A 24,206-nucleotide genomic window follows, 5' to 3' on the forward strand; every position below is an offset into this window, starting at 1 on the left:
CGGTTTTTTCGTAAAATTTCATTTTGCATATTGTATATTATTTTGGATATTGCATACTTAATTATCGAAATCCAGATGGAAATTAAATCATGAATGCTCCCCAACATCAGACGCTTCGCGAGCGGATTTATGAGGAAATCGTTCGCTTGATCGTATCGGGAGAACTGCCGAGCGGTGTGTCGATCGATGAAAAGCTTTTGACGGAGCGGCTTCAGGTAAGCCGCACGCCGTTTCGCGAGGCGATCGGCACGCTTGCCAAGGAAGGGCTGATCGAGATCAAGCCCTATCGCGGCTTCTTCGTCAGAAGCTTCAGCCGCAAGGAGATTGAGGATCTCTATGAGTTGCGCAAAACGCTGGAGTGTTTTGCCGTGGAGCTTGCTGTTCCGCAGATGAGCGACACCCACATCGCCGGCTTCGAGCGGATACTGGATGAGGCAGTGGCGGCATTGCGGCGTGGCGACCTTCAGACTTACGGCACGCGCGACCGGGAATTTCACGAGACAATCGCCGAATTGTCCGGTAGCGCGCCGCTTATCGAAACATTGGCAAGGCTTGCCCTGCAGATACAGATCTGCCGCGCTATCGCCAATGAAAGCAAGGAATTTGCCGAACGGGCGGCGCAGGAGCGAGACGACATCCTGCAAGCGTTCAGGGCGAGAGATATTCCTCGTGCCAAGGCGCTGATGCATGCGCATATCAGCGATGTTCAGCAGGCGGTGCTCACCCGCTTCAGGAAGGAGATCCCGGCATCATAGCCAGGTTATGGGAAGGGGTGGGAGGTCCCCCTTTCCCAATAAAAAGGGAGGCAGTGTCCACATCGTGGCCTGCTCAGGAGGAGGAAGAAATGCTGAAATTTCTTGCAGGCGGTGTCGCCGCGCTGGCCATTTTCGCCGGTTGTAGCGCGGTCAGTGCCGAAACGCTGAAGATGTGGGGTCCGGAGCAGATCACCGAGCCGCTGGTGGCCGAACTGTGGAACGGCATAAAGGCAGATTTCGAAAAGGCCAATCCGGGTGTAAATGTCGAATTCATGCCGCCGACCGGCACGATCAGCAACGGCGCCGTGCAGTCCGCGATCCAGTCCGACGCGGGGCCGGACGTTATCCTGACCAATTCCGGCATCGGCCGCGTCAGCATCGTGAAGAATGCCAGACAGGTGATGCCTCTTACCGGCCAATATGAAAAGCGTGGCTGGAAGGATGCGATCTATCCGTGGCTCTATACGGAGCTGAAAAGCCAATTCGGTGGCGAGATTTATGAGGTGCCCGACGGTCTGGACGCATTGGGTATCTGGTATCACAAGGACATCTTCGCAAAGGCTGGCTGGAAAATCCCCGCCACATGGACGGAGTTCGAAACCCTGCTGGCGGACATCGAGGCCAAGGGCCTGCAGCCGATTGCCATCGGTCCGCGCACCGCCGGCAGTGCCGGACACCTGTTCGGCAATCTGCTGCAATCGGCAAGCGGCAGGGAGGCGATCGGCAAGGCCTTGCGAGGTGAAATCGCCTGGGACGATCCGAAGATATCGGCGGGCGCCTTGCGTCTGCAAAAGCTGGTGGAAGCGGGATACATCAAGAAGGAAATGGCGGGTCTTGATCTCGATGGCGCCGCGCGGCTGTGGTTCAACAAGCGCGCCGCAATGTTCGTCGCCGGCCCATGGTTCACGGCCAATGCCCGCAAGGCCGGATATGATCTTGCCAATGCCGGGTATTCGCCCATGCCCTCCGATCTGCCCGGTGAGGCAATACCCACCGGAGGTGTCGGCTGGAGCTGGCTCGTGCCGGTCAATTCCAAACAGCCCGACCTCGCAATGAAATGGATCGATTTCATGCTGTCCGACGCCGTTATGAAGAAGCGTGCTCAGGCGTCGGCCACTACCATGATCTATCCGCGTGCGCTCACCGGTATCGAGCCGCCAACCCCCGTGCTTAAGGAGATATTCGCAGCCGCTGAGGGTGGAGTTGGCTACAATCCCAGCGTTTACCTGCCCGCCTCAGTACTCGACACCTATTTCCAGGTGATTCAAGGGCTGATCGCCGGACAGGTCACCGGTGAGGTCGGGATGAAGCAGGTCCAGGCAAAAATGGCAGAGGCGAAGTAAGGTGAGCATTCGCGAAACGTCCGGGAGCAGCAGCGCTGCTCCCCTCGGCGACCGCGCCGATGGAGCCGAGGTAATGGTGGCCGCTGCAACCGGCCGAATTTTCAAAAAACGGCGGCAGACCAGTACCGGCGGCCGCTTCGACAGACACGACACCCGAAGCGCGATCTGGCTGATGGCGCCTGCGCTTGCGCTTTACGCGGTTTTCAGCCTTGCGCCCATAGCCGCGACATTCTGGCTAAGTTTCAACAGTTCGGCCGGTTTCAACACGGCATCCAGCTTCGTGGGCCTCGACAATTACGCTGCAACCGCCGCCGACCCCATCGTCTGGCTGAGTTTGTGGCACACGTTGCTGTGGTTGATTTATCATGTCGTTCTGGCTGGAGGATTAGGTCTCGTGCTGGCGCTTGCCATCAGCCGGTTGAAGGTAACCCAGGTTTTCTTTCGGACGGCGTTTTTCCTGCCGCATCTGGTGTCGCTGGCGGTGGTGGGGGTCATCTGGGCCAACATCTACGATCCGTTCTACGGTTTGCTGAACACCGCGCTTGTGGAAATGGGCCTCGGCGCTTTCACGAAAGGGTGGCTTTCCGATCCTGCTCTGGTGCTTTTTTCCGTCAATGTCGCAAGTTCTTGGCAGGGCTTCGGCCTTTACATGCTGCTTTTCATCGCGGGATTGCAGAATATTGACCGGTCGCTTTACGACGCCGCTGAAGTGGACGGCGCCTCTGCTTTCCAGAAGCTCGTGCATGTCACACTGCCGGGACTGCGCGAGGTAACGACCTTTGTCGTTTCGCTGGCCATGATCAACGGCCTGAAAGGATTCGCGACGGTCTTCGTCATGACAAATGGCGGACCATTTTACCAGAGCGAGTTGATCACCACTTACATCTACCGGCTCGCCTTCCAGTCGCAGGATCATGGGCGTGCAGCCGTCTTGTGCATTCTGCTCAGCCTGTTGGCGATTGTCATCACCCTCGTCTTCAACCGCTGGCGCGCGAGGTTGTCCCAATGAGTACCCGTCATCGTGAATGGCCTGTCGTGCTCGGCCTCTTGCCCGCCGCGCTGCTTGTTCTCGCGCCCTTTGTCTGGCTCATCCTGTCAAGCCTCAAGACCGAAGCTGAGATCGGGCAGGCGAATCCATATGCGTGGCCCGCAGATATGATGTGGCGCAATTATCAGGATGCCTGGCAGATCGGAGGGTTTGGAGAGCTGGTGGGCAATAGTCTGCTCAACCTGACAGGCGTTGTGCTTCTGTCGCTGCTGACCTGCATCCCGGCCGGCTACGCTTTGGCCAAGGTCCGTTTTCCCGGCCGGGAATGGTTGTTCTATGTCTTCATTCTTGGGCTGACGGTTCCGATCCAGGCTATCGTCATTCCGCTCTATCAGGTGCTGTTCGGCTTGAATCTGGTGAACACGCTTTCGGGTATCGTGCTGGCCCAGGTCAGCAGCGGCATTCCCTTCGGCATCTTCCTGATGCGCAGCTTCTTCATCAGTGTGCCGGACGAATTGATGGAGGCGGCAAAGATCGATGGTGCTTCCCACCTGCAGATTCTGACACGGGTGCTGCTGCCGATTTCGACACCGGCGATCCAGGCGCTGGTGATTATCAGTGCGCTTTCCACCTGGAATGATTTCTTCCTGCCGCTGATCGTGTTGATCAGCCCCGAGGTGCAGACCCTGCCTCTCGGTCTGGTGCGGTTCGCAAGTACTTATGCCTCTGAATACCGGTTGGTTTTTTCGGGCACTGTCATCTCTTTTCTGCCGATCATCATTCTCTACATCCTGATGCAGCGACGTTTTACCGAAGGGCTGACACAGGGTGCAATCAAGGGCTGACCATGTCACACCATGTCCAGCGGGAAATCCGCTATAATTTCGAATTCGAAAACCGTATTAAAGCCTGCTTTATCGGAGCTGGCGGCCATGCATATCGCAACGTCTACCCGGCATTGCGGTATGCGCCGGTGGAACTGCTCGGCATCTGCGATCTCGATATCGATCGTGCTGCCAAGTTCGCCAGGCTGTTCGGCGCCGAGAGGGCGTATAGTGATCATCGCGAGATGCTTGCCAGGGAAAAACCCGATCTGGTGTTTCTTGTGACAGCCTATCGCCCCGACGGACGCGTTCAGGCCACCGATCTTGCGTTGGACGCGCTGAATGCCGGCTGCCACGTCTGGATGGAGAAGCCGACGGCGGCCAGCATCGAGGAGATCGAGCGCCTGATGTCGGCCAGTGCCTCGGCAGGGCGCATGGTAATGACGGGACTGAAGAAAACTTTCTTCCCGACCATCGAGAAGCTCAAGGACCTGATCGGCTCTTCGGAATTCGGCAGGCTGACATCTATCAACCTGCGCTATCCGCAAAGCCTGCCGGTGCCGGATGAACGAACAAATCTCGTCAAGATGCAGAGCTTCCTCGATCACATCTATCATCCTGGCTCGATTCTCAACTTCCTCGGCGGTGAAATCGAGCGGGCCAGCTATGAGTGGGAACCGGTCACGGGGGCTACTCTCACCAATATACGGTTTCGCTCCGGCGCCATCGGCACCTTGCATTTCGCTGCTGGCCAGTCCGGCAGCAGCCTGTTCGAGCGGGTCGAGATCATCGGTGAAGGCGCCAATGCCATTGTCGAGAATGGCAGCAAGCTGACCTATTTTCGCAAGGCCGACCTACCGGCCTATGGTCGCGCCGCAAGCTTCATCCAGCCCGACGCGAATGCGGCGCTTGTCTTTGAGCCGGAACATTCGCTCGGTCAGCTCTACAACAACAATCTCTTTTATCTCGGCTATGTACCGGAAATCCTGCACCTGACCGACGCGATCCAGTCCGGGCGGACGATTACCAAGGGCACGCTCGCCATCGCACGGGAGATCATGAAGCTCTTCGAACTCTACCGCACCGCCGATGCCGGCGTCACTATCAACCTTTGATCCGGGGACCGACATGACAGAAAACGACATTATTTTCAGGAAGGCGGCTGGCGAGTTCGTACCGACATCCTGGGGCGAACTGAACTGGAAGATCACCGGCGAAGGCGCATCCGGGGCCGAAATGACCTTCGGCACCTGCCGGATCAATCCTGGCGAACGCAACCAGCTGCATTCACATCCCGATTGTGAGGAAATCCTCTATGTTGTCTCCGGCAGTTGTGAACACAAGCTGGGCGACGCGCTCTATCTACTGCAACAGGGCGATGCGATCCGTATCCCCCGCAATATCCGCCATTGGGCAAGGGCTCTCGGCCCGGAGCCGCTATTTGCGCTGATCGTATTCTCATCCGGCCAGCGAACAGCCGTAAATCACGAAGGCGAAGGGACGGCCCGGGGCAATATCTGACCGAAATGTTGAACTACATCATCGATGCCGGTGCCTACTGGACCGATAAGGACGGCAACATCACCATCGACACGCCACAGATGGTCGAGGGCCTTTCACGCTGGAAAACCGTGATGAAGAGCGGCATCAGCCCGGTCGACATGAGCGCCAGCGACGTGCGCAAGCTCTTTGCCGATGGCAAGATGGCGATGCGGCTCGATGGGCCGTGGCTTTACGGCACGACCGAAAAGGGTTCGGCCAAGGCTGACATCGTTTACGCCGCGCCGCCGCTTTACCCGCCGCTCGGCGGCTCGTCCAACGTGTTGGCCATGCCGGCCGATATTTCCGACGACCAGAAGGCATTGGTCTGGGATTTCATCAAGCTGACGATGACGCCGGAATTCCAGCGCAGCTACGCCACCCTAGGCGGCAACACCCCGCCAAGCCCGAAGGCGGATGTCTCGGGTGTCGAAAAGACCATCCCGCATTTCCCGGTGCTGATCGAAACGATGAAGGCTGCATCCGAAGCCGGTATCGACCGCATTCCGACCGGGCTTGAGCTTTTCTACAACGAGTTCAGCAAGATGGTGATGGAAGAAAGCCAGCGGATGATCATTCAGGATCTCGATCCGGCGGAGGTGGCGAAAACCATGCAGGCAAAGGCCGAAGCCATCAAAGGTTGATCCCCCATGATCTTGTTGTCCTGCCATGGCCCGTAAAGGGCCATGGCCATCATTCGCATCCGGCAGGAGGACCATCCATGACCGAACCCGTTCGGGCTGGGCGTCGCAAGTTCTTCGATCTTGCGCGTCCCAGCCGGCAACATCTCCTCGGCTATATTCTGATCGCGCCCGCGGTCCTGATGGTTGCCGCCATCATCGTCTGGCCGCTCGTGCTGGCCATCGATCTGTCGTTCCAGCAGGTCAAGATACCAAGGCTTGGCGGCGCCAGCCGGCCGTTTTCGCTGAGCAACTACACCTGGCTGTTCTCGTCGCCGGAGTTCTGGCTGGCCTGCTGGGTAACGCTGAAACTGGTCATCGTCGTTACTGCCGGCAGCGTCGCGGTTGGCCTCAGCACGGCGCTTCTCGCCAATAACCGTTTCAAGGGCCGTACCGTCGCGCGGCTGGGAATGGCGCTGCCCTGGGCGGTACCGGAAATCATTGCGGTCGTTATCTTTGCGTGGATGTTCGACACCTCCTTCGGCCTGTTCGGCTGGCTGGCGATCAAGCTCGGTTTCACCGATCAGATGATCCCGTGGGTCAGCAGTTCCACGGCCGCCTTCTGGGCCGTGGCGATCACCATGGTGTGGAAGGGTTTTCCTTTCGTCTCGATCATGTGTCTGGCCGGCCTGCAGTCCATCCCCGCCGATTATTATGCGGCGGCGAAGGTCGATGGCGCGAGTGTGTGGCAGCGTTTCCGCTGGATCACCATGCCGCTTTTGATGCCGGTGCTGGGCGTGACGCTGGTGCTGACGCTGCTTTGGGTATTCCGCGACTTTTCCATCATCAAGGTTCTGACCGGCGGCGGGCCGCTGCGTTCAACCCAGACACTGTCGATCATGACCTATGACCAGGCCTTCCAGTATCACAATTTCGGTCGTGCCGCCGCCGTCGGCGTGCTGACGCTGGTGATCTGCATCGTCGCGAGCCTCCTGATGCTCGGCCGGCGTTCGAAATCGATCTATTGAGGAGGCTTTGATGAAACGGACATTTTTACAGAGCCTTGCCCTTTACGCGACTGTGATTTTCACGCTGGTGATGATCCTGTTCCCGGTCTACTGGCTGCTGGTCACAGCGCTTTCCACCACCGATGAGCTATACCGCCTGCCGCCGACCTTCTGGCCGGACGATCCGCAGTGGGACATCTTCGCCCGCGTCTGGGCGGCAAAACCGATCCTGCTGTGGCTTTGGAACTCGATGCTAGCGGCCATCGGCTCGGTGGCGCTGTCGATGCTGGTCTCGGTCAGCGCCGGTTATGCGCTGTCGCGTTATTCCATGCGGGGTGGCGCGACCATGGGTCTCTTCGTCCTGACGGCGAAGATGCTGCCCGCCACGCTGCTCGTCATTCCGCTGTTTTCGATCTTTTCCAGCTTCGGCCTGATCGGCAGTCTGTGGACACTGGTTCTGGCGCATTCGACAATGATCATTCCTTTCGCCACATGGATGCTGAAGGGCTATTTCGACACGATTCCGAAGGAACTGGAACAGGCTGCCATGGTCGACGGCTGCTCGCCGATCGGCGCGATGGTGCGCGTCGTGCTTCCCATCGCCACGCCGGGGCTTGCCGCCACCGCACTTTATGCCTTCGTGCTCAGCTGGGCAGACTATGCCTATGCGCGCACCTTCCTCGTCAACTCGCCGGACAACTGGACGGCCAATCTCGGCATCACCACGATGCAGGGCGAATATGTCACCTACTGGAACGACATTTCCGCCGCATCCGTGTTCATCGCGCTGCCTATCATCGCAATCTACCTGTTCCTAGAACGTTATTTGGTCGGCGGCCTCACCGCTGGCGCGGAGAAATAAGCATGGCCAATATTTCCATTCGCAACGTCAGCAAGTCCTATGGCGCGCTCAACGTGCTCAGGCCGTTTTCGCTTGAGATTGAGAACGGCGAGTTCGTGGTGCTGGTCGGGCCTTCCGGCTGCGGCAAGTCGACGATGCTGAAAATCCTCGCCGGTCTCGAACCCGCAAGCGAAGGCCAGATCTTCATCGGCGACAACGAAGTCACGGATTTGGCGCCGGGTGACCGCGACATCGCCATGGTGTTCCAGAACTATGCGCTTTATCCGCACCTCACCGTTCGCCAGAATATCGGCTTCGGCCTGAAGATGCGCGGCACGGACAAGGCCGAGATCGACCGCCGTGTTGACGATGCGGCGCGCATTCTGGAAGTGACCCCTTATCTCGATCGCAAGCCCAAGGATCTCTCGGGCGGCCAGCGCCAGCGCGTGGCACTTGGCCGTGCCATCGTGCGCCAGCCCCAGGCCTTCCTGATGGATGAGCCGCTGTCCAACCTCGATGCCAAGCTGCGCGTCCACATGCGTGCCGAAATCGGCGCATTGCACAAGCGCATCGGTGTCACCACCGTTTATGTGACGCATGATCAGGTCGAGGCGATGACGATGGCGGACCGCGTCGTCATCATGCAGGGCGGCATCATCCAGCAGATCGCCGCACCCGACGAGCTTTTCAACAATCCGGCCAATCTTTTCGTTGCAGGTTTCATTGGCTCGCCGGGCATGAATTTCCTCAATGCGGAACTGCGTGACGGCACTGTTACCCTGTTTGGGCAACAGGTCTCCCTGCCGGGTGCCGTCGGCCGCCAGGGCAGCGTGATCGTCGGTCTGCGGCCGGAACATCTCGTCCTGGGCGATGCGCCGGTGACCTTCGATGTCCGTCCGACGCTGGTGGAAAGCCTGGGATCGGAAAAATATGTCTATTTCGATGCGGAGGGCGCAAGGGTCGCGGATGGCGAGGAAGACAAGTCCAAGGGGCTGATCGCCCGCGTCTCGCATACCGGCAGCCTTCCCGGTAATGAGGCGCTCCGGCTCGGTTTCGATCCGGCCCAGCTTTATCTCTTCGATGCAAAGACCGGAGCACGGCTATGATCCTCGTCACCGGATCGGCAGGCCGTGTCGGCCGCGCCGTTGTCGCCGCCTTGCGCGCACAGAGCCGCGCCGTTCGCGGTTTTGATCTCAGGCCATCGGGAACCGGCGGCGAGGAAGTCGTCGGGTCGCTGGAGGACGCGCAGGCACTGTCCGAGGCCATCAAGGGTGTGAGCGCCGTCCTGCATCTGGGCGCCTTCATGTCATGGGCTCCGGCGGATCGCGACCGCATGTTCGCCGTCAATGTCGAGGGCACGCGCCGGCTTCTGGATGCGGCTTCGGCGGCTGGCGTACGGCGGTTCGTTTTCGCTTCGTCGGGTGAGGTCTATCCGGAAAACCGGCCGGAGTTCCTGCCGGTCACCGAGGACCATCCGCTTTCTCCCAATTCGCCCTATGGGCTGACCAAGCTTCTGGGTGAAGAGCTGGTGCGCTTCCACCAGCGAAGCGGCGCCATGGAAACGGTGATCCTGCGGTTTTCGCATACGCAGGATGCGGCGGAACTGCTGGATGAGGAGAGTTTCTTTTCCGGTCCCCGGTTTTTCCTGCGGCCGCGCATTCGCCAGCAGCAGAATTTCGGAAACACTGCCATCGCCGAACTGCTCCAGTCCCGCAATATCGGTGAGCCGTCGCACATTCTGGCGCGCAATGAAAACGGCCGGCCGTTCCGTATGCATATAACCGATACGCGCGACATGGTGGCGGGCATTCTGCTTGCTCTCGATCACCCCGGGGCGGCGGGCGGGACCTTCAATCTTGGCGCCGATGAACCGGCCGATTTCGCCGCGCTTCTGCCGAAAATTGCGGCGCTGACCGGCCTGCCCATCGTGACAGTCGATTTTCCCGGCGACGGCGTTTATTACCATACGTCCAACGAGCGGATCAGAAACACTTTGGGGTTTAAAGCGGAATGGACGATGGACCGGATGCTGGACGACGCGGCGGCCGCAAGGCGGCAGCGACTCGCGAAGGAGCAGAGGCAATGAAACCGGAGACGCCGGGCGGCACGGCGGCACTGGCCAAGGGCCTGACCCTGCTCGACATGGTTGCCGATGCGCCGGAACCGCTGCGTTTTGCCGAGCTGCTGCGCGCCTCCGGTCTGCCGAAGCCGACATTCGCGCGCATCCTGCGCACCCTCATCGCCTATGGCCTCGTCCGTCAGGATGAGGCCCGTGGCACCTATGTCCTGGGCCAGCGTTTTCTGGAAATGTCCCACAAGGTCTGGGAGAGCTTCGATCTCGTCTCGGCGGCGACGCCGGAACTGGAGCGGCTGGCCGCTGAACTGGGGGAGACGGTTGCACTGTGCCGGCTTGACGGCACCATGACGCAATATCTCGCCGAACGCTCACCGAACGGTCTTTCGGTGCGCGTCGAGGTGGGACGCCGCGTTCCCCTGCATTGCACCGCACCCGGCAAGGCGCTGCTCGCCTTTCAGGACCCCGCCGTTGGCCGCGCGCTGCTCGATCGCCTGACGCTCGATCTGCAGACACCCAAAACCATCACCACCCTCGATGCGCTGCAGGCCGATCTGACGCTGACGCGGGCGCGGGGTTACTCGATTTCCTACGAGGAGCATCTGCCGGGCGTGAATTCGGTCGCCGCCCCTGTCATGGGCCGGGACAATACGCCGATGGGCGTGCTCGTTGCGCTCGGGCCGTCGTCGCGGCTGGATTCCTCCAATATCCATCCCGCCGGGCGTGAACTGATTGCCGCCGCCCGGCGCATTACCGGTGCTGCCGGGGCTGTGGCGATCAGTTCGCGGCCACGCCCGCGTTCGGCAACGGGCCGCCCCAGCGCCGAACTCAGCTGTATTCTGCCATGGGGTGCGCAGCTGGGGGAAAGCCCGGTCTGGCACGGGGGGGAAAACGCGCTCTACTGGGTGGATATCCTGCATCCGGCGGTGCACCGCTTCGATCCAGCCACTGGCCGCAACGAAACCTGCGAGACCGGCAAGCTGGTCAGCGCCGTCATTCCGGTCACCGGCGGGCGATTGCTTGTGGCGTCGCAGGATGGCGTCGAATGGCTGGATTTCGCCTCCGGCCGGCTGACCCCCTTCGTCAGCCCGGAGGCGGGCATCGCCGACAACCGCCTGAACGACGCCAAATGCGGGCCGGATGGCGCGATCTGGGTCGGATCGATGCGCATCGATGCCTCCAAGCCCACGGGTGCGCTTTATCGCATCAATGCCAATGGCGCATCCGAGCGCAAGGAAGGCGGCATCATCGTTTCCAACGGTCTCGGCTGGAGCCCCGATGGCAGGACCTTCTATTTCGTCGATACCGTGCCCGGCCTCATCCACGCCTATGATTGCGATCCGGCGACGGGCGCGCTGTCGCAGCGCCGCGAATTCGCCCGCATTCCGGTGGCCGATGGCCGGCCGGATGGTCTGGCCGTGGATGCCGAAGGCGGTGTCTGGTGCGCCATCTGGGATGGCTGGTGCGTGCGCCGTTATCTTCCGAACGGCAAGCTCGACCAGGTGATCGACATGCCGGTGCCGCGCCCTTCCAGCATCGCTTTTGGCGGGCCAGACCTGTCGACGCTGTTCATCACCAGCGCCCGCACGCGCCTGCCTGCCTCCACACTCGCCGATGCGCCGCTCTCCGGCGGCCTGTTTTCCTGCCGCCCGGGAATTGCCGGCGCGCGCATATCGCTGTTTGAAGGATAAAGTATGCGTCTCGAAAGCGTCTTTGGATTGAAGGGCCGCACGGCGCTCGTCACCGGTTCCAGCCGTGGCATAGGCGCCGCCATTGCCGAGGGGCTGGCGGGCGCGGGCGCCCACGTCATCCTGCATGGCGTAAAGCCGGGTGCCGCCGCAGCCGTGCAGCACCGGATCGTCGCAAGCGGCGGCACGGCTCAGGAACTGGCGGGCGATCTTTCCGAACCCGGTGCCGGTCGTGACCTCATCGAACGGGCCGAGGCGATAGCACCGGTCGATATTCTTGTCATCAATGCCAGCGCCCAGATCAACGCCGCGCTTTCGGAACTGACACCGGACGATCTGGCGTTTCAGCTGGCGGTCAATCTGGGCTCGACGGTGGACATGCTGCAGGCGGCCCTGCCGCGCATGGCGGCCCGCAAATGGGGCAGGGTGGTTTCCATCGGCTCGGTCAATCAGCTGCGACCGAAGGGCATCGTCACCGCCTATGCCGCCACCAAGGCTGCACAGCACAATCTGATCCAGAGTCAGGCGCGGGATTATGCGCGCGACAATGTGTTGCTCAACACACTCGCGCCCGGCCTCATCGACACCGACCGCAATGCCCACCGTCGTGATGAGGACCCCGAAGGCTGGGCGGAATACGTCCGGACGCTGAACTGGATGGGCCGTGCCGGGCAGCCGGAAGAAATGGTGGGCGCCGCCATCTTCCTGTCTTCCGAGGCCTGCAGTTTCATGACCGGGGAGAACATTTTTCTGACAGGTGGATATTGACGGATTTGCCGGCACGGCTTGCTACCAGCGGCACGCTGCCGTTCAGGCATATTCGGCGAAAAGAGGAGAGTGAATACCCCTTGAACAGCGTAACGTCAGCAGAGTGGCAGGAATTTGTAACCCAGAGGTCGAGGAAGCTTCCCGACCCCGCCGTGGCCGAGGCCCTGTCGAGGTTTCATCTGGTTCCCGGAGGCCCCCAAAACGAAACCGCGGACGCGTGCATTCATCGCGGCGATCTCACGATTGACGAGGATTTCGTCCCGTCTTCATGGATCACTGTGATCGACGGAAACCTGCATGTCAGCGGCAAAGTCTCAACATGCATCGAAGGGGGCGATGGCCATGTTACCCTCGTTGTCTTTGGCGATCTGAACTGTGGCAGCATCGACAATGACTGGGCCAGCATTATCTTCGTCACCGGAGATGCCATCGTCAGGGATTGGGTTTTCGCGTCCAGGGAAGACTCGTCGATGGTAATCGGTGGCGATTTCAGGACGCCGATTTTCATCGGTGCCGATATCTGGGTATCTGTCGGCGGCTCGGTCGAGATGGAATACGGATACGGGTATGCAGTCGCTCTTGCATGGTTCGCTGATGCCTATGGCGCACCCCAGGTCCGGCCGACATATGGTTGGCGCGAGTTGGCAATGAAGCTCGGCTTGGGGCAGGGGCGTATTCGCGAGGAGCAGCTTATGGAATTGCTGGAAGAGCGTTTGCGGACGACAGGAAGCCTGTTGCGCCCGGTGTGAACGCCGGGGCATGATCCTCAACTGGCTGCATCCATCCCGCAACGTTTACTTTCGGACGCGGCGGTCTGATCCCATGGACGATGATGAACCGGAGAAGAAAATGAGGAGCGCAGAGCGAGCAAGTCCGCTTCGGTATCTTGAGATATCGACCATTGGCAGCTTCTGCGCTGCATTTTTGAGTTTCGGGGTGGCCACGGCGATGCCGGCGGACATGACGGCGGAGCGCCTTCGCACTATCTGTGAAGCGCCCACCGTGCAGACCGCGATGACCAAGGGTGATGAACTTGGCTGGTCGCGGCTGACCGATGCGGAAACAGAGGAGTGGCGTCGTAGCTTCGTCGCCCATAGTGGCGGTTCGGTGGACGTTGTGGGCTGGCGGCAAGAGAAGGCAGGCGGAGCCGAGTCATTGTCTTTTTGGATTGCCACTGGTCCAAACGGGCACAAGGCTTGTGCCTATACAACGCCAAGGCCTGCCGGTTTTCTGGATGCGTTATCGGAGAGGCTTGGTGCACCGGATAATCTGGACAAGAATGACGCGATCGAAAGTACGACGGCTTTGTGGAAGCGAGGTGCGGTCGAGTATTCTTTTGTTCAGGTCGGTTCGTCCGCCGTCATCAATATCGGCTCAAGTCGGTGAGGTCGTGGCGTATACCGCAGGTAAATTGTCACGCAACCCGACAGATCGCCCCAAAACTCGAGACGTAAAAGGTTTCAGGTTTTTCGCGAGATAATATCGCTGGAACTGAAGGCGAAGATCGCAATCATCAAGAAGCTCAATGCGGATGCCACTTGGGCACCCCATGACTGACTTTGAGCGACGAGCATACTTCCCCAGCTAGGTTCAGGCGGCGACACACCGAGTCCGAGAATGTCCAACTCCGCATGTGACACGACTGCCCACGCGAAGACGGAGATCGTGAGCGCGGCAGCGGCACCAGGCGAAGTATCTCGTTGGAACACATACGCGATTGCGACACCCCACAGCGGGCCAAGCACAAAGCAGTTCGCCCAACCTGTCAGTCCCGCGCCGGCAATGACAATCAGTGAAATGATGAACAAGGGCAAAATGGCGATTGTGCAAAGTGCGGTTGTGAGCAAACGGTTTGGCCACCGCGGTGCCAACAGGAACGACGGAATGACAAAGCACACATATGCAAGCAGGACAATCGGACGCCCGAACCATTTTGGCGCTATCCGTACTCCGGCTCCCATAAGATATCCCGATGCGCAAGCAAGGAGGGTCGTCGTGAATCCTGTCAGGAGCGTGTACCGGCTGCCCGCAAGAAATCGCGAAAGTATATCTCGTCCCAGTTCATCGGTGCCAAACAGATGGGCTGAGCTTGCCGGAACAAGGCGATGGTCCAGATTCACAACATATGCGCTTTGAAGCGGCAGGAGCAGGGCAATCATCAGCATTGCGAAAATGAAAGCAGCTCCTGCGACGCAGGACATCGTTCTGAAATTCATTCGGAAAAACCTCCCGTCTTGCACAGGATGCAAAACCGATCACCCAAGTGCGTTGGGCGATTTCTGACGCGCATCGTATATGACAGATTACGGTTACCGAACAGGCCAAGGACATCCGTCTACAGAGGAAGTTTGAGATTTCCTGGCAGGTCGTGGGCATCAATCAGATCGCGTGATACCTATGTGGCAGGGCTTTTATTCTCGCTATTTAACATTATGAATCATAACTAATGTATCGCGGCGGGTGAGGACATTCCCCTCGGCAGTTACGGTCCCAACTGACCGGTCGCCACTTTCCGCTCAAGTGTTGCCGCAACTCGAGGGTTTCTCTGCCATTGCCTGCGATATCTGGAACGTAGGAGAAGCCAACACCGTCAGCGGCTCCTCAAGTCCCATTTTTCGATTTTACGTCTATGAGGTCTGTTCTCCGTGCGGTGTGTAGTCGCTCGCTCCAGCTAGACGTTTGACATCTGACTATTGTCACCGCCCCGGCACAATAACGAGGATATTGAATCCCTCATTGATATTGAAGTCTCGGGAACTGAGAAGTTCGCTTCCATGTTCGGCCATGAACCAGACCCAGGTGTCTTGGTCGTAAATGGCGGTAACCGTTTCCTCCATAGCACCCTCGATAGCGTCGATGATTTCGATCGCGGTCCTGCCCCGCGTATTGAGATGCGTGAGTTTTTTCCTCACCGGGCTGCCAGCATTGGAGACGGCGATGGACACTCTGTCCGTCGCGTAGCTTTTGACCCGGACCCGTAGCCGCTTCGGGCGAGCAGCATCAAAGCGATCGTTGATGGCTCTGATACGCGCCTCAATGCCCTGATCGTCAGGATGAGCCTCGGGCAGGACGTCGCCTGCAGGCGCAAGCTCGTCGCCAAACTGCGTGTGTGCCACCTCGGCAGCGTGATGCGCGTATGCGAGATGAGTAACGGGTAGTGCCTTCAGCCATTTGCGGCGTTGCGTGATCGCCATCGACTTTGCCGCTTCCTCGCCCAGTTTTGCGATGGAGAAGTTTTCTCTTTTCTGTCCCTCATTGGTCATCAGGGTTGCCTGCCATATGTCGCCGTCGGTGGTCTCGATGCGCCTGACGCCGGAGATACCGCTTCGGTTGTTTCTGCGCAGAAGCACGGCCTGTTCGTGATTGGTGGCGGGCGGAATGGCAAGGATGATGGCGTCGCGGTAGGCGCGCGCCTGACGATAGGCGGCATCGCCCGAACCGTAGATGCTGTCCTTGAACAGCCTGACGATCCTGTGGCCGCGCCGCCTGACACTGACCCACCATCCTGCCCCATGGTGAGCGCCGGCGGCTTCTTCGCGGCGCAAGCCGTAACTGTCGGCGTCGTGTTTTATCTGCCTCGGGTTTCTTTCGAGCGTCACTCCATACCTCAGCCTGTCAGATTTCATCGATGGAATTTTGGCATATCCAGGTTGCGGAATTCATGGTGAATCCATGGTTTCGCCACAATGTTTGATTGCATTCTGTCGAGATTTTGACAGCTGATTGATTTTTTTGGCTCTGCTATCGAGGTTCGCCATGAATGACCAGCCTTCGTTTTCCGATTTCGTTCAGGCGAGCCGCGTTCTGAAGGTGTCTTCGCCACTCGGCGAAGACCAGCTTCTGCCAGAGCGCCTGTCCGTCGAGGAGGGCGTATCGCAGCTCTTCGACATTCGCCTGACCGTGCGGGCCAAGAAGGAAGCGGTCAAGCCCGAAGAACTGATCGGACGGCTGGTCGATATCTCCATCGAGATAAGCCAGGGCGACGGCGATGGCGGCGGTGTTCGCCGCCCGTTCAACGGCCTGGTAACGGAGCTGCATGAAGGCCCGCCGATCACCCGCGGCATGCGCTCCTATGCGCTGACCATCCGCCCGCAAATGTGGCTGCTGTCTCGGCGGTCGGATTGCCGTATCTGGATGGACAAGACGGCGGTCGAGATCGTCGAGACGCTGTTTTCGGAACATGGTATTCCCGCTCCCGATACGTCAGGCATCATCTCGCCGCCGCCTGCACAGCACTATAGTGTACAGTTTAACGAGACCGATCTCGATTATCTCACCCGCCGTTTCGAAGAGGACGGCCTGTTCTACTGGTTCAGCCACGAGGATGGTTCCCACAAGCTGCATGTGGCCGATAGCGCCAGCGGCTGGCTTGGGCCGTCGCCGGCCGCCCAGGGGGAGGGGACGGTGCGTCTGGCGCAGGGGTCGTCGGATCGCAACCACATCAACGACTGGGCGCGGCGTTTTTCCTATGTCTCGGGCCAACGTGCGGGTGCCGACTGGAATTTCGAGACGCCGGGCATGGTGCCGGGCACGATGACGCCGTCGCTGGTGCAGATGCCGGATGCGACGAAGCGCGAGCTTTACGAATATCCGGCCCGCATCAAGACGGTGGAAGAGGCCGAGCGCGCGCAGAAACTGCGCACCCAGTCCATCGAAGCCGATCATGACCGGGTTTTCGGTTCGTCGACCTCGCGCATTCTGGAAGCCGGCCGCCGCTTCACGCCTTACGAGGTCGCTCATCCCGAACATGCCTATGAAGAGCATGTGATCATCAGGGCAAGCCACAATATCGTCGACCTCTCCTATGAGACCAATGGCAACGAGCCGGAATATCGCAACATCTTCGAGGCAATTCCGGCCCGTGTGCCGCTGACGCCGCACCGGTCAACGAAACGCCCGCGTATCGAAGGCACGCAGGTGGCGATCGTCGCCGGCCCTGAAGGCGAGGAAATCCATCCTGACCAATATGGCCGTATCAAGCTGTGGTTTCCGTGGGACCGCAAGGCGAAGAAGGATGGCACGGATACGTGCTGGGTTCGTGTTGCGCAGAACTGGGCGGGCTCCACCTGGGGCGGCCAGATCATCCCGCGCATCGGCATGGAAGTCATGGTTGCCTTCGTCGACGGCGATCCGGACCGGCCGCTAGTGACCGGCGTCGTGCCGAACGCACGTCAGACCGTTCCTTATGATCTGCCGGCGAACAAGACGCGCAGCACATTCCGCACCAACACGCACAAGGGGTCCGGATTTAACGAATTGCGGTTTGAGGACGAGGCGGCCAAGGAGGAGGTATTTCTCCACGCCCAGAAGGATACGAATTTTGAAATTCTGAACGATTACTCCAAGCGTGTGGGACGGGACAAATCGGAACTCGTGGCCAACGACAAATCGACGGAAGTTGGTGGCGACCATGACGAGGTCATAGCGGGCAACATGTCGATTGCAGTCGGCGAAAATGCCTTGTCGAACCTTCTGAGGGACAAGACGAAGCTCGTCTTTGACAAGGTTGGAGCCGCATTGGGTAAACTCAAGATCCCGGACCCTTTCAATTTCGCGAAAGGGAATTTCCAGCTTTTCGTAGAGAAAAATCACTCGCAGGTCGTCGGTATTGGTTCTTCTGAGGTTGTTGGCGGGGCGAAGTCAACGGTCGTCGGACACACCTATCAAACGACGGTGGGTAAGTCTCACAGTGTCATCGTCCGGGGACGCTCCGACACAGATATCGGGCGTATCATGAACATCCGGGTGGGCGAACAATTGACGATTAAAGTGGGAGAGAACTCGATGCTGACGATGTCGCGCGAGGGGCATATCGTGATTCAAGGGAAGCATATTCATTTCCAAGCCGACCAGATTACACAGAACTGAGTGTAGGCCATGGCTGAGAAACCGTCAGGATTGCCCCCGTCTCGCATGCTGGGTGTGCCGTTTTCCGCATACGACGACGACAATGTCCTGGAGATGTTGAAAACTGACCTGTCGACGTTCAAACGTCACCCGTTTTTCCCGGTGTCTCCGGGGATCACGCCGCCATTTCGCGCGGATGCTCCCCAGCAGTCGTTCAATTCCAATGGCGGATTATGCGAATATATACCCGCTGTGAACGAGACCGTGCTTTTCGGACGATCGTCCAGCGCAAACAAACTCCTTCCTCAAAAGGAGCGTGAGAACGAGAGCAAGGAAAGCGCCTGGAAATTCGGTGAACTAAGCAAGGACTACAAGGACGCTGGCGTCGGCAAGAAATATCAGCGTGGCGTCAGGGAGTATCTTGCTTCGGGCTATACACGCCGCAACCCGGACGGAAAGACCGACCATGACACCGACTGGCGCGGCAAATGGAAAGAACGGAATTTCCAGGTTGCTGAATATACCTGGTGGAAAGCTGACAAAAAACTGGCTGGAGACAGTTTTGGTGATCCGGCAAAGGATTGGGCTTCAGGAGAATACAAGCTCGGAGCACTGGAAGGTGACGGAAAGGCCGGATTTTCTGTCACCAAAGGCGGAATTGATGCCAAATTGAGCGCAAAAGCCAGTGCCGCCGCTGCCCAGGGCAAAGTCGAAGTTCTCAAGGATCAGGTCATCTCCGGAGCCGCAAAAGGCGCGGTGCTGAAAGGAGAGCTGGAGGGGGAGGTTGCTTTTGTCGGTAACCCTGAAGAGGTGACGGGGACGCTGAAACTTGCCGCCAAGGCAAATGTCATCGAGGGCTCGGTCAACGGAGAACTCTGCCTGACGCCAAGCCGTGTCGGCAATCCTGTCATCAAAGCGTGGAACTGGCTGTTCGAAGAGCACAACCAACTCATTGAGGACAAATGGGATATAGGTGTGTGCCTTGGCGGTGAGCTGCAGGGAGCCGTTGGCGCTCAGGCTGAGGCATCTGCGGAAGCAGGCGTGAAAAAGGGAAAGGCGCGTGCCGAGGTCGGCGCCAAACTTGGTTTCGGCCTGGGCGGTGGCGCTAAAGTGTCCGGCGGCTTGACGGGTCTCGATAAGGCAGCAGACCTCATCAAGGGATGGCCGGGAAAATGATACGGAGAACCGAACGTTGAAGCCTCTATTTCTGGTGCTGCGCCGAATGTCTTTTTCGGCGATGGTTTTAGTGACGACCGCAATTGGATTGGATGTTATGGCCGAAGATTATACGAGTCGTTTGACCCTCGACAGCACGGCGAAGGCATCGGAGCCATATAGCTTCCAGGAAGCCAAGGATCTTAACTTTCACTCGGTCAAGATCGATAAATTTATGTGGTTCAAGGAAAAGCGGGCACTGTCCGAATGGGATAAGTACGAAACCTTCGGCAATGTGACCCTGCAGACGATCGGTTATGATCCTGCCAATCGCGATCATTTCGAAATCCAGGTCATCACCGCCGAGATCAAACCGGAAAAGGTTGCGCGTGGGGTCGATTACGCCCGGCTCTTTGCGAAAGAGTGGGCACCTTCGGTCGCCGCGATGAAGGAATATGGTCGCGACGCTGGCGATGTGTTTGCCCTCGGGCCGGATAATGGGTTCAACCGCCGTGAGAGGGTCGCGGTTTGGCGCGAGGACAAGTCTCTGCTCATCGTGCGCGCTGGCTACGCAGAAGAGGAGGCCGCCCGCGTCGAACCCCAGATTGCGCAATTTTTCGGAGCTTTGAAGCTCGACAACGAGACGACTGACAGCATTGATGGCGCGATGCATCTGGAAAAGCTGCCGTCGAGCGGTGGCGCCGTCTACTCCGCACGCCTGCCGGACGGATGGAAAAAACTGACGCAGAACAGCGATCCCAATCCGTCCTATACGGGAGCGATATTCACAAATTCCAATGATCCGGACGGAAACGCGGCTGTATCCCTGTTCGTCTTTCCAACACCCAAGTCGGATGTGTCGCCAACTGACGATCAATTGCGTCAGCTTGCCGCGAAGGTGGTGGAAATCGAACTGCAAAATCTCATGCCGGAGGTCGGCTTTAAGCTGGACGAGGACGTCAGCTTCGTTCCCGGCGAAAAAGTTGGCGATGTGGATAAGGGTTTCATCGACATCGTTACTCTCCAGGGCAGCGAGCAGAAGATACGCGCCAGAACCGTATTAAGCTTCCGGAAGGGCGTTGTCGCCGCAGTAGCTTCGCTCACGGCGTTTCCCGCCACGCCAAAAGACGTTGCAACAATGATCCATACCGATTTCGTCACACGCACCATCGGGGAGGGTTTGGCGGATCAACTGAAATGAAATCTTTGGTCGATGGGGCGCCGCTCATTTTGGGATCGGCCTTCCACCTGGGTGAATTTAGAGGGAGTTCGCACGATATGAACCAGATACCTGATCGTAAAGCGCTTTTAGGGGACGCTCTTCCGTTGCCGGAGGATGCATGGGGGAAGCTTCTGAAGCTCGCGACGATGATCGAGTTCGATGGCTCCGGGACGCTGACGATCCGCAACGGCGAGGCCCGAATTTCATTGGGTTCTGACGGCGTGGTGAGGGTGGAAGGCAAGAAGATTATCCAGATGGCTCGCCAGAATATTGCGCTGGACGCTGCGTATATCGATCTGAACTGACTGGCATGTGGGCTGTCAGCAACAACACGCCTTTCTCCGCGGACGGTTATTTCATTCGCGACCGCGACGGAAAGGAATATTGGTGTGTCGCCGTGCGCGGGCGGTTTCGCGCGCGTCCGGACGGTATGACCGATCTTCTTGAGCCGCAGCCCATCCGGCTCTCTCCAGCCTATCGCGATGCCGAGGCAAATGAGCTCTTCGCGGATGCTGATTTCGCGCCTTTCAGGCCTGCCGCAGATATTCTTGTCAATGGCTCAGCCGTTGCGCCTGACGAGAAGCCCATAGACCGTATCGATGTCACGGTTGCTGTGGGTACAATGACCAAGAAGGCCGCCGTCACGGGCGAAGCGCGCATGGTCAAAAAAAAGCGCGGCTGGGAGGTTGTCGAAAAAGAGCTGGCCTCACGCGTCGAGCTGTCATGGAGGCGTTCGCTCGGCGGAAGCGATCTCTTTGTGGATGATGATGGGGCCGAGTGCGAAGCCAATCCAATTGGCCGGGGCTGGTCACGTCATTTCGAGCGCGCGTCGGAGGGAGCGGAACTGGCTATGCCGCAGATCGCGGCTCCCGCCGATGTCTTTGATCCCGGTCGTCCGCTTTCGCAGCCGGTCGGGTTCGGTGCGATTCAGCCGGCCTGGGCAACGCGGCGTATTCATGCCGGCACCTATGATGAAGCGTGGATGAAACACAGGTCTCCGCTTTTGCCTTCCGATTTCTCGGAAAATTTTCACCAGACCGCGCCCGTCGATCAAATCTATTCCGGCGAGTTGCGTGGTGGCGAACCGGTGCGACTGGAGGGGCTTCATCCGGAAGGCGGTTACGCATTTCGTCTGCCACAATGTATCCTCGAAGCGGACACTCGGATCGCCGGCAAGACGCTGACGCACAGGTTCAGGCTTGTTCAGGTGGAAATCACTGGCGATGAGCGTCTCGTGGATCTGGTATGGAACGCCCATGTGCCCTGTGGCGGGCGCGATCAGGACGTTGAAGTCTCTTTCCTTCGACTGAGGCAAATGGCCGGGGTCGTCGCATGAGGGCGGCGGTTTCAATTCTGGCGGCCGGTCTGACATGTCCGGCGGGCAAAAATTTTGAAACGGCAATTGCCGCCTATTCGCGCGGCGAACGGTTCACCGAGAAGGACCGCAGCCTGGTGATGGCGGACGGGCGACCACCGACCCTTGCGCCGGTCTATCCGTTGACGGAAGAGCGGGACTATGTTGAGCGGCTGCGAAAATTACTCGCCTGCGCGCTTGCCGATTGCGTTGCGCAATTGGCGAAGTTCGGACAGGAAAGCGCGGATTATGCGATGCTTCTGCTGCTGCCCTATTGGATGGAGGACGGACCTGTCGCTGAGGACTTTAATGCCCGGCTCCGCCAATTCCCTCTGCCGCAGGTGACGAACCTCTTCGTCTCCTTTGGTGGGCAGGCTGAAAGCCTGCAGCTTGTTGGCAGGGATGGTCCGGAAATCGTGAGGAGAACGGGGAGAATTGTTCTTGTTGCAGTCGTAGACAGTTATATCCACTCAGACATGCTCGACAGTCTGGCTTATCACGGTGAAATGCTGACACGTGAGAACCCCTACGGTATGGTTCCCGGCGAAGCTGCGGCCGTGTTCGCACTTGGGCCGGAAGATGACGCGCGGCTCGGTCGAATTGCGCGCCTTTCTACCATGGAAGAGCCTGAAAACCCAATTGATCCCGAGCGCGGATTGATGGGTCGCGCCCTTGCGAGCTGTTATGGGACGCTCCTCGAAGGAGGCTTTTCTCCTGATCGCTTCATTGTCGATCTCAATGGCGATCGCGTACGCGCTGAGGAATTTGGATATGCGATTACAACCAACGCCGCGCAAATGGCCGACCTGTCCGACAGGGCAGAAATCCCCGCGCTTCAACTGGGTGATCTTGGGGCCGCGAGCGGGCTTGTGATGGCGGCGCTTGCGCTTGGGCCCGCGCCAGGATCGCTCGTAGAAAAGACAGAGCCGGGGGGCGAGGAATTTCTCTACAGCCTTCTGTCCGCCAGTTCCCGCGACGGGCTGAGAGCGGCAACAATTGTGGAAAGCGTCCAGCGCGACATAAAAACCGGCAGGATAGATGCATGAAGGAAACAATCCGCATCAATGGGATTACGCTCTGCCACAAAAACTCGAATGGCTATGTCCGCTCGACCTTACCGGATGTTTGCCTGACCCCACCCAAGCCTGTGCCCGTGCCATATACGAATACCGCATTTGCCCGCGACCTTGCCGACGGGACCACCACGGTGTTTTCGCATGGCGGGGCGATGAATGGCGTGCGCGGCTCGCGGTTCGCCAAATCGATCGGCGATGAACCGGGTTCGTCCGGCGGGATCAAATCCGGTACGCATCTGCATGAGGCCACTTTCCTGTCCTGGTCTCCCAACGTGTTCATGCAAGGCCGCGCAGTGACGCGCCTTACCGACAAGATGCTCCTCAACAAGGGCAACACCGTATCGGTCGGGGGTTACAAAACCGACCTGCCCGAAGGCCATCCCGAGCGCTATCTCTGCGAAGTGGGCTGCCGCTGCTATGCGCTGCATCGTCCGAGAAACAGCGTTACCGAGGGGCTTGAATGGGTCGATCAGGTTTTACCACGCGACGACGAGGCCAGCCCGGGGCGTTATCAGCGCTGTGTCGATGCAACGATCCAGGCGCAATATCCGAACACAGTCCTTGGCAGCAGCATGCCGGTCGGCGATCCGCGCACCAATTACGGCTATGTTTCCGAGCTTGGGTTCTGGGATCCCAACAACCCGAACAATCAGTTCCCGGACAAGCCGCCCGGCAATGTCATCCTGCAGGGAGAGGAACACGACATTCCAAAGGTTCCCCGCCGGGCGCCCTGGGGCGGCACGCGATGGTTCAATGTGCGTGGCTCCCGGTGGCTGGATGTGGTGAAAGTCGAAAACGGCCAGATGACCCACATGTATGACATGAAGTTTCCGGGGGACAAGTTTCCAAATGATCCCACGAAGAATGCTGCTTATGAGGCTATCGCATTGCGTCACAGGGCCAGATACAGGGAATTCGTGGTGCTGGATGAATGTGACAATTGCGAGGAATCCGTAAGGCAGCGCGAACAGGAACGTCAATGGGAGGCCGAAGAACGATGGCGACAGCTAAAAAAAGGCCTTGAGAATGGCCCGCCGATCTGGCTTCCGTTGCCAGGCCCCCGGCTTCCTGGCGGACGCCGACCTCCGATACCAAGCTGGTAAGG

23 protein-coding genes and 1 pseudogene are annotated in these 24,206 nt (G+C 58.9%); 22 read left to right on the forward strand and 2 right to left on the reverse strand.

What is annotated here, in order from left to right:
• Positions 1 to 89 precede the first annotated feature (89 nt).
• The 15 genes and pseudogenes from ACQZ5N_RS23060 to ACQZ5N_RS23130 all read left to right on the forward strand — a co-directional run bounded on the left by ACQZ5N_RS23060 (position 90) and on the right by ACQZ5N_RS23130 (position 13,833).
• Positions 90 to 755: a GntR family transcriptional regulator gene (locus ACQZ5N_RS23060; protein ID WP_020812744.1), complete on the forward strand. Its 666-nt coding sequence runs from the start codon at positions 90 to 92 to the stop codon at positions 753 to 755.
• Between the two features lie 89 nt (positions 756 to 844).
• A complete protein-coding gene (locus ACQZ5N_RS23065) occupies positions 845 to 2,098 on the forward strand; it encodes an ABC transporter substrate-binding protein (protein ID WP_448734228.1) in 1,254 nt (417 codons plus the stop codon).
• Between the two features lies 1 nt (position 2,099).
• The gene (locus ACQZ5N_RS23070; protein ID WP_448734229.1) at positions 2,100 to 3,107 is read left to right on the forward strand and encodes a carbohydrate ABC transporter permease; all 1,008 of its coding nucleotides are present in this window, start codon (positions 2,100 to 2,102) and stop codon (positions 3,105 to 3,107) included.
• Positions 3,104 to 3,931, forward strand: coding sequence for a carbohydrate ABC transporter permease (locus tag ACQZ5N_RS23075; RefSeq protein WP_020812741.1), 828 nt, complete (start codon positions 3,104 to 3,106; stop codon positions 3,929 to 3,931). The genes ACQZ5N_RS23070 and ACQZ5N_RS23075 overlap by 4 nt, the downstream gene beginning before the upstream one ends.
• Before the next feature lie 2 nt (positions 3,932 to 3,933).
• Positions 3,934 to 5,025: a Gfo/Idh/MocA family protein gene (locus tag ACQZ5N_RS23080; RefSeq protein ID WP_269828661.1), complete on the forward strand. Its 1,092-nt coding sequence runs from the start codon at positions 3,934 to 3,936 to the stop codon at positions 5,023 to 5,025.
• Between the two features lie 13 nt (positions 5,026 to 5,038).
• A complete protein-coding gene (locus ACQZ5N_RS23085; RefSeq protein ID WP_448734230.1) occupies positions 5,039 to 5,431 on the forward strand; it encodes a cupin domain-containing protein in 393 nt (130 codons plus the stop codon).
• Positions 5,407 to 6,093: pseudogene (locus ACQZ5N_RS23090) on the forward strand (extracellular solute-binding protein); the annotation flags it as partial. The gene ACQZ5N_RS23085 and the pseudogene ACQZ5N_RS23090, both read left to right, overlap by 25 nt.
• 77 nt (positions 6,094 to 6,170) lie before the next feature.
• A complete protein-coding gene (locus ACQZ5N_RS23095; protein WP_046800464.1) occupies positions 6,171 to 7,097 on the forward strand; it encodes a carbohydrate ABC transporter permease in 927 nt (308 codons plus the stop codon).
• Positions 7,098 to 7,107: 10 nt separating this feature from the next.
• Positions 7,108 to 7,938: a carbohydrate ABC transporter permease gene (locus tag ACQZ5N_RS23100; RefSeq protein ID WP_046800465.1), complete on the forward strand. Its 831-nt coding sequence runs from the start codon at positions 7,108 to 7,110 to the stop codon at positions 7,936 to 7,938.
• 2 nt (positions 7,939 to 7,940) lie between these two features.
• Positions 7,941 to 9,023 (forward strand): ABC transporter ATP-binding protein, encoded by a 1,083-nt coding sequence (locus ACQZ5N_RS23105; protein WP_448734231.1) that lies wholly within the window; start codon positions 7,941 to 7,943, stop codon positions 9,021 to 9,023.
• Entirely contained in the window at positions 9,020 to 10,003 is a 984-nt protein-coding gene (locus ACQZ5N_RS23110) for an NAD-dependent epimerase/dehydratase family protein (protein ID WP_448734232.1), read from the forward strand. Before ACQZ5N_RS23105 ends, ACQZ5N_RS23110 begins: the two co-directional genes overlap by 4 nt.
• Positions 10,000 to 11,682 carry an SMP-30/gluconolactonase/LRE family protein gene (locus ACQZ5N_RS23115; protein ID WP_448734233.1) on the forward strand — a complete coding sequence of 561 codons (1,683 nt, stop codon included), beginning with the start codon at positions 10,000 to 10,002 and terminating at the stop codon, positions 11,680 to 11,682. Before ACQZ5N_RS23110 ends, ACQZ5N_RS23115 begins: the two co-directional genes overlap by 4 nt.
• A 3-nt stretch (positions 11,683 to 11,685) precedes the next feature.
• On the forward strand, positions 11,686 to 12,447 hold the full coding sequence (locus tag ACQZ5N_RS23120; protein WP_448734234.1) for an SDR family NAD(P)-dependent oxidoreductase: 762 nt from the start codon (positions 11,686 to 11,688) through the stop codon (positions 12,445 to 12,447).
• Between the two features lie 80 nt (positions 12,448 to 12,527).
• Positions 12,528 to 13,196 (forward strand): hypothetical protein, encoded by a 669-nt coding sequence (locus tag ACQZ5N_RS23125; RefSeq protein WP_448734235.1) that lies wholly within the window; start codon positions 12,528 to 12,530, stop codon positions 13,194 to 13,196.
• Positions 13,197 to 13,269: 73 nt separating this feature from the next.
• Positions 13,270 to 13,833 (forward strand): hypothetical protein, encoded by a 564-nt coding sequence (locus tag ACQZ5N_RS23130; protein WP_448734236.1) that lies wholly within the window; start codon positions 13,270 to 13,272, stop codon positions 13,831 to 13,833.
• Positions 13,834 to 13,907: 74 nt separating this feature from the next.
• On the opposite strand, the gene ACQZ5N_RS23135 is transcribed toward ACQZ5N_RS23130, so the two are convergent.
• Positions 13,908 to 14,663 carry a hypothetical protein gene (locus tag ACQZ5N_RS23135; RefSeq protein WP_448734237.1) on the reverse strand — a complete coding sequence of 252 codons (756 nt, stop codon included), beginning with the start codon at positions 14,661 to 14,663 and terminating at the stop codon, positions 13,908 to 13,910.
• Positions 14,664 to 15,143: 480 nt separating this feature from the next.
• Entirely contained in the window at positions 15,144 to 16,046 is a 903-nt protein-coding gene (locus ACQZ5N_RS23140) for a hypothetical protein (RefSeq protein ID WP_448734238.1), read from the reverse strand.
• Between the two features lie 157 nt (positions 16,047 to 16,203).
• Here ACQZ5N_RS23140 and tssI point away from each other — a divergent pair, with 157 nt between their 5' ends.
• The 7 genes from tssI to ACQZ5N_RS23175 are packed head-to-tail and all read left to right on the forward strand — an operon-like array spanning position 16,204 to position 24,204.
• Positions 16,204 to 18,315 carry a type VI secretion system tip protein TssI/VgrG gene (tssI, locus tag ACQZ5N_RS23145; protein ID WP_448734239.1) on the forward strand — a complete coding sequence of 704 codons (2,112 nt, stop codon included), beginning with the start codon at positions 16,204 to 16,206 and terminating at the stop codon, positions 18,313 to 18,315.
• Positions 18,316 to 18,324: 9 nt separating this feature from the next.
• Entirely contained in the window at positions 18,325 to 19,470 is a 1,146-nt protein-coding gene (locus ACQZ5N_RS23150) for a hypothetical protein (RefSeq protein ID WP_196378789.1), read from the forward strand.
• Positions 19,471 to 19,486: 16 nt separating this feature from the next.
• Positions 19,487 to 20,650: a hypothetical protein gene (locus ACQZ5N_RS23155; RefSeq protein ID WP_448734240.1), complete on the forward strand. Its 1,164-nt coding sequence runs from the start codon at positions 19,487 to 19,489 to the stop codon at positions 20,648 to 20,650.
• Positions 20,647 to 20,976 carry a hypothetical protein gene (locus ACQZ5N_RS23160; RefSeq protein WP_080853974.1) on the forward strand — a complete coding sequence of 110 codons (330 nt, stop codon included), beginning with the start codon at positions 20,647 to 20,649 and terminating at the stop codon, positions 20,974 to 20,976. The genes ACQZ5N_RS23155 and ACQZ5N_RS23160 overlap by 4 nt, the downstream gene beginning before the upstream one ends.
• A gap of 5 nt (positions 20,977 to 20,981) precedes the next feature.
• Positions 20,982 to 22,007, forward strand: coding sequence for a DUF2169 family type VI secretion system accessory protein (locus ACQZ5N_RS23165; protein ID WP_448734241.1), 1,026 nt, complete (start codon positions 20,982 to 20,984; stop codon positions 22,005 to 22,007).
• Positions 22,004 to 23,071 carry a hypothetical protein gene (locus ACQZ5N_RS23170; protein WP_448734242.1) on the forward strand — a complete coding sequence of 356 codons (1,068 nt, stop codon included), beginning with the start codon at positions 22,004 to 22,006 and terminating at the stop codon, positions 23,069 to 23,071. The genes ACQZ5N_RS23165 and ACQZ5N_RS23170 overlap by 4 nt, the downstream gene beginning before the upstream one ends.
• Positions 23,068 to 24,204, forward strand: coding sequence for a DUF4150 domain-containing protein (locus ACQZ5N_RS23175; RefSeq protein WP_448734243.1), 1,137 nt, complete (start codon positions 23,068 to 23,070; stop codon positions 24,202 to 24,204). The genes ACQZ5N_RS23170 and ACQZ5N_RS23175 overlap by 4 nt, the downstream gene beginning before the upstream one ends.
• The last annotated feature ends 2 nt before the right edge of the window (positions 24,205 to 24,206 follow it).

This window comes from Agrobacterium sp. 22-221-1, from assembly GCF_053522445.1.

Coding starts and splice junctions, on each gene's coding strand:
- ACQZ5N_RS23060 (WP_020812744.1), top strand. CDS start 90: ATGAATGCTCCCCAACATCAGACGCTTCGCGAGCGGATTTATGAGGAA.
- ACQZ5N_RS23065 (WP_448734228.1), top strand. CDS start 845: ATGCTGAAATTTCTTGCAGGCGGTGTCGCCGCGCTGGCCATTTTCGCC.
- ACQZ5N_RS23075 (WP_020812741.1), top strand. CDS start 3,104: ATGAGTACCCGTCATCGTGAATGGCCTGTCGTGCTCGGCCTCTTGCCC.
- ACQZ5N_RS23080 (WP_269828661.1), top strand. CDS start 3,934: ATGTCACACCATGTCCAGCGGGAAATCCGCTATAATTTCGAATTCGAA.
- ACQZ5N_RS23085 (WP_448734230.1), top strand. CDS start 5,039: ATGACAGAAAACGACATTATTTTCAGGAAGGCGGCTGGCGAGTTCGTA.
- ACQZ5N_RS23095 (WP_046800464.1), top strand. CDS start 6,171: ATGACCGAACCCGTTCGGGCTGGGCGTCGCAAGTTCTTCGATCTTGCG.
- ACQZ5N_RS23100 (WP_046800465.1), top strand. CDS start 7,108: ATGAAACGGACATTTTTACAGAGCCTTGCCCTTTACGCGACTGTGATT.
- ACQZ5N_RS23105 (WP_448734231.1), top strand. CDS start 7,941: ATGGCCAATATTTCCATTCGCAACGTCAGCAAGTCCTATGGCGCGCTC.
- ACQZ5N_RS23110 (WP_448734232.1), top strand. CDS start 9,020: ATGATCCTCGTCACCGGATCGGCAGGCCGTGTCGGCCGCGCCGTTGTC.
- ACQZ5N_RS23115 (WP_448734233.1), top strand. CDS start 10,000: ATGAAACCGGAGACGCCGGGCGGCACGGCGGCACTGGCCAAGGGCCTG.
- ACQZ5N_RS23120 (WP_448734234.1), top strand. CDS start 11,686: ATGCGTCTCGAAAGCGTCTTTGGATTGAAGGGCCGCACGGCGCTCGTC.
- ACQZ5N_RS23130 (WP_448734236.1), top strand. CDS start 13,270: ATGGACGATGATGAACCGGAGAAGAAAATGAGGAGCGCAGAGCGAGCA.
- ACQZ5N_RS23135 (WP_448734237.1), bottom strand. CDS start 14,663: ATGAATTTCAGAACGATGTCCTGCGTCGCAGGAGCTGCTTTCATTTTC.
- tssI (WP_448734239.1), top strand. CDS start 16,204: ATGAATGACCAGCCTTCGTTTTCCGATTTCGTTCAGGCGAGCCGCGTT.
- ACQZ5N_RS23150 (WP_196378789.1), top strand. CDS start 18,325: ATGGCTGAGAAACCGTCAGGATTGCCCCCGTCTCGCATGCTGGGTGTG.
- ACQZ5N_RS23160 (WP_080853974.1), top strand. CDS start 20,647: ATGAAATCTTTGGTCGATGGGGCGCCGCTCATTTTGGGATCGGCCTTC.
- ACQZ5N_RS23165 (WP_448734241.1), top strand. CDS start 20,982: ATGTGGGCTGTCAGCAACAACACGCCTTTCTCCGCGGACGGTTATTTC.
- ACQZ5N_RS23170 (WP_448734242.1), top strand. CDS start 22,004: ATGAGGGCGGCGGTTTCAATTCTGGCGGCCGGTCTGACATGTCCGGCG.
- ACQZ5N_RS23175 (WP_448734243.1), top strand. CDS start 23,068: ATGAAGGAAACAATCCGCATCAATGGGATTACGCTCTGCCACAAAAAC.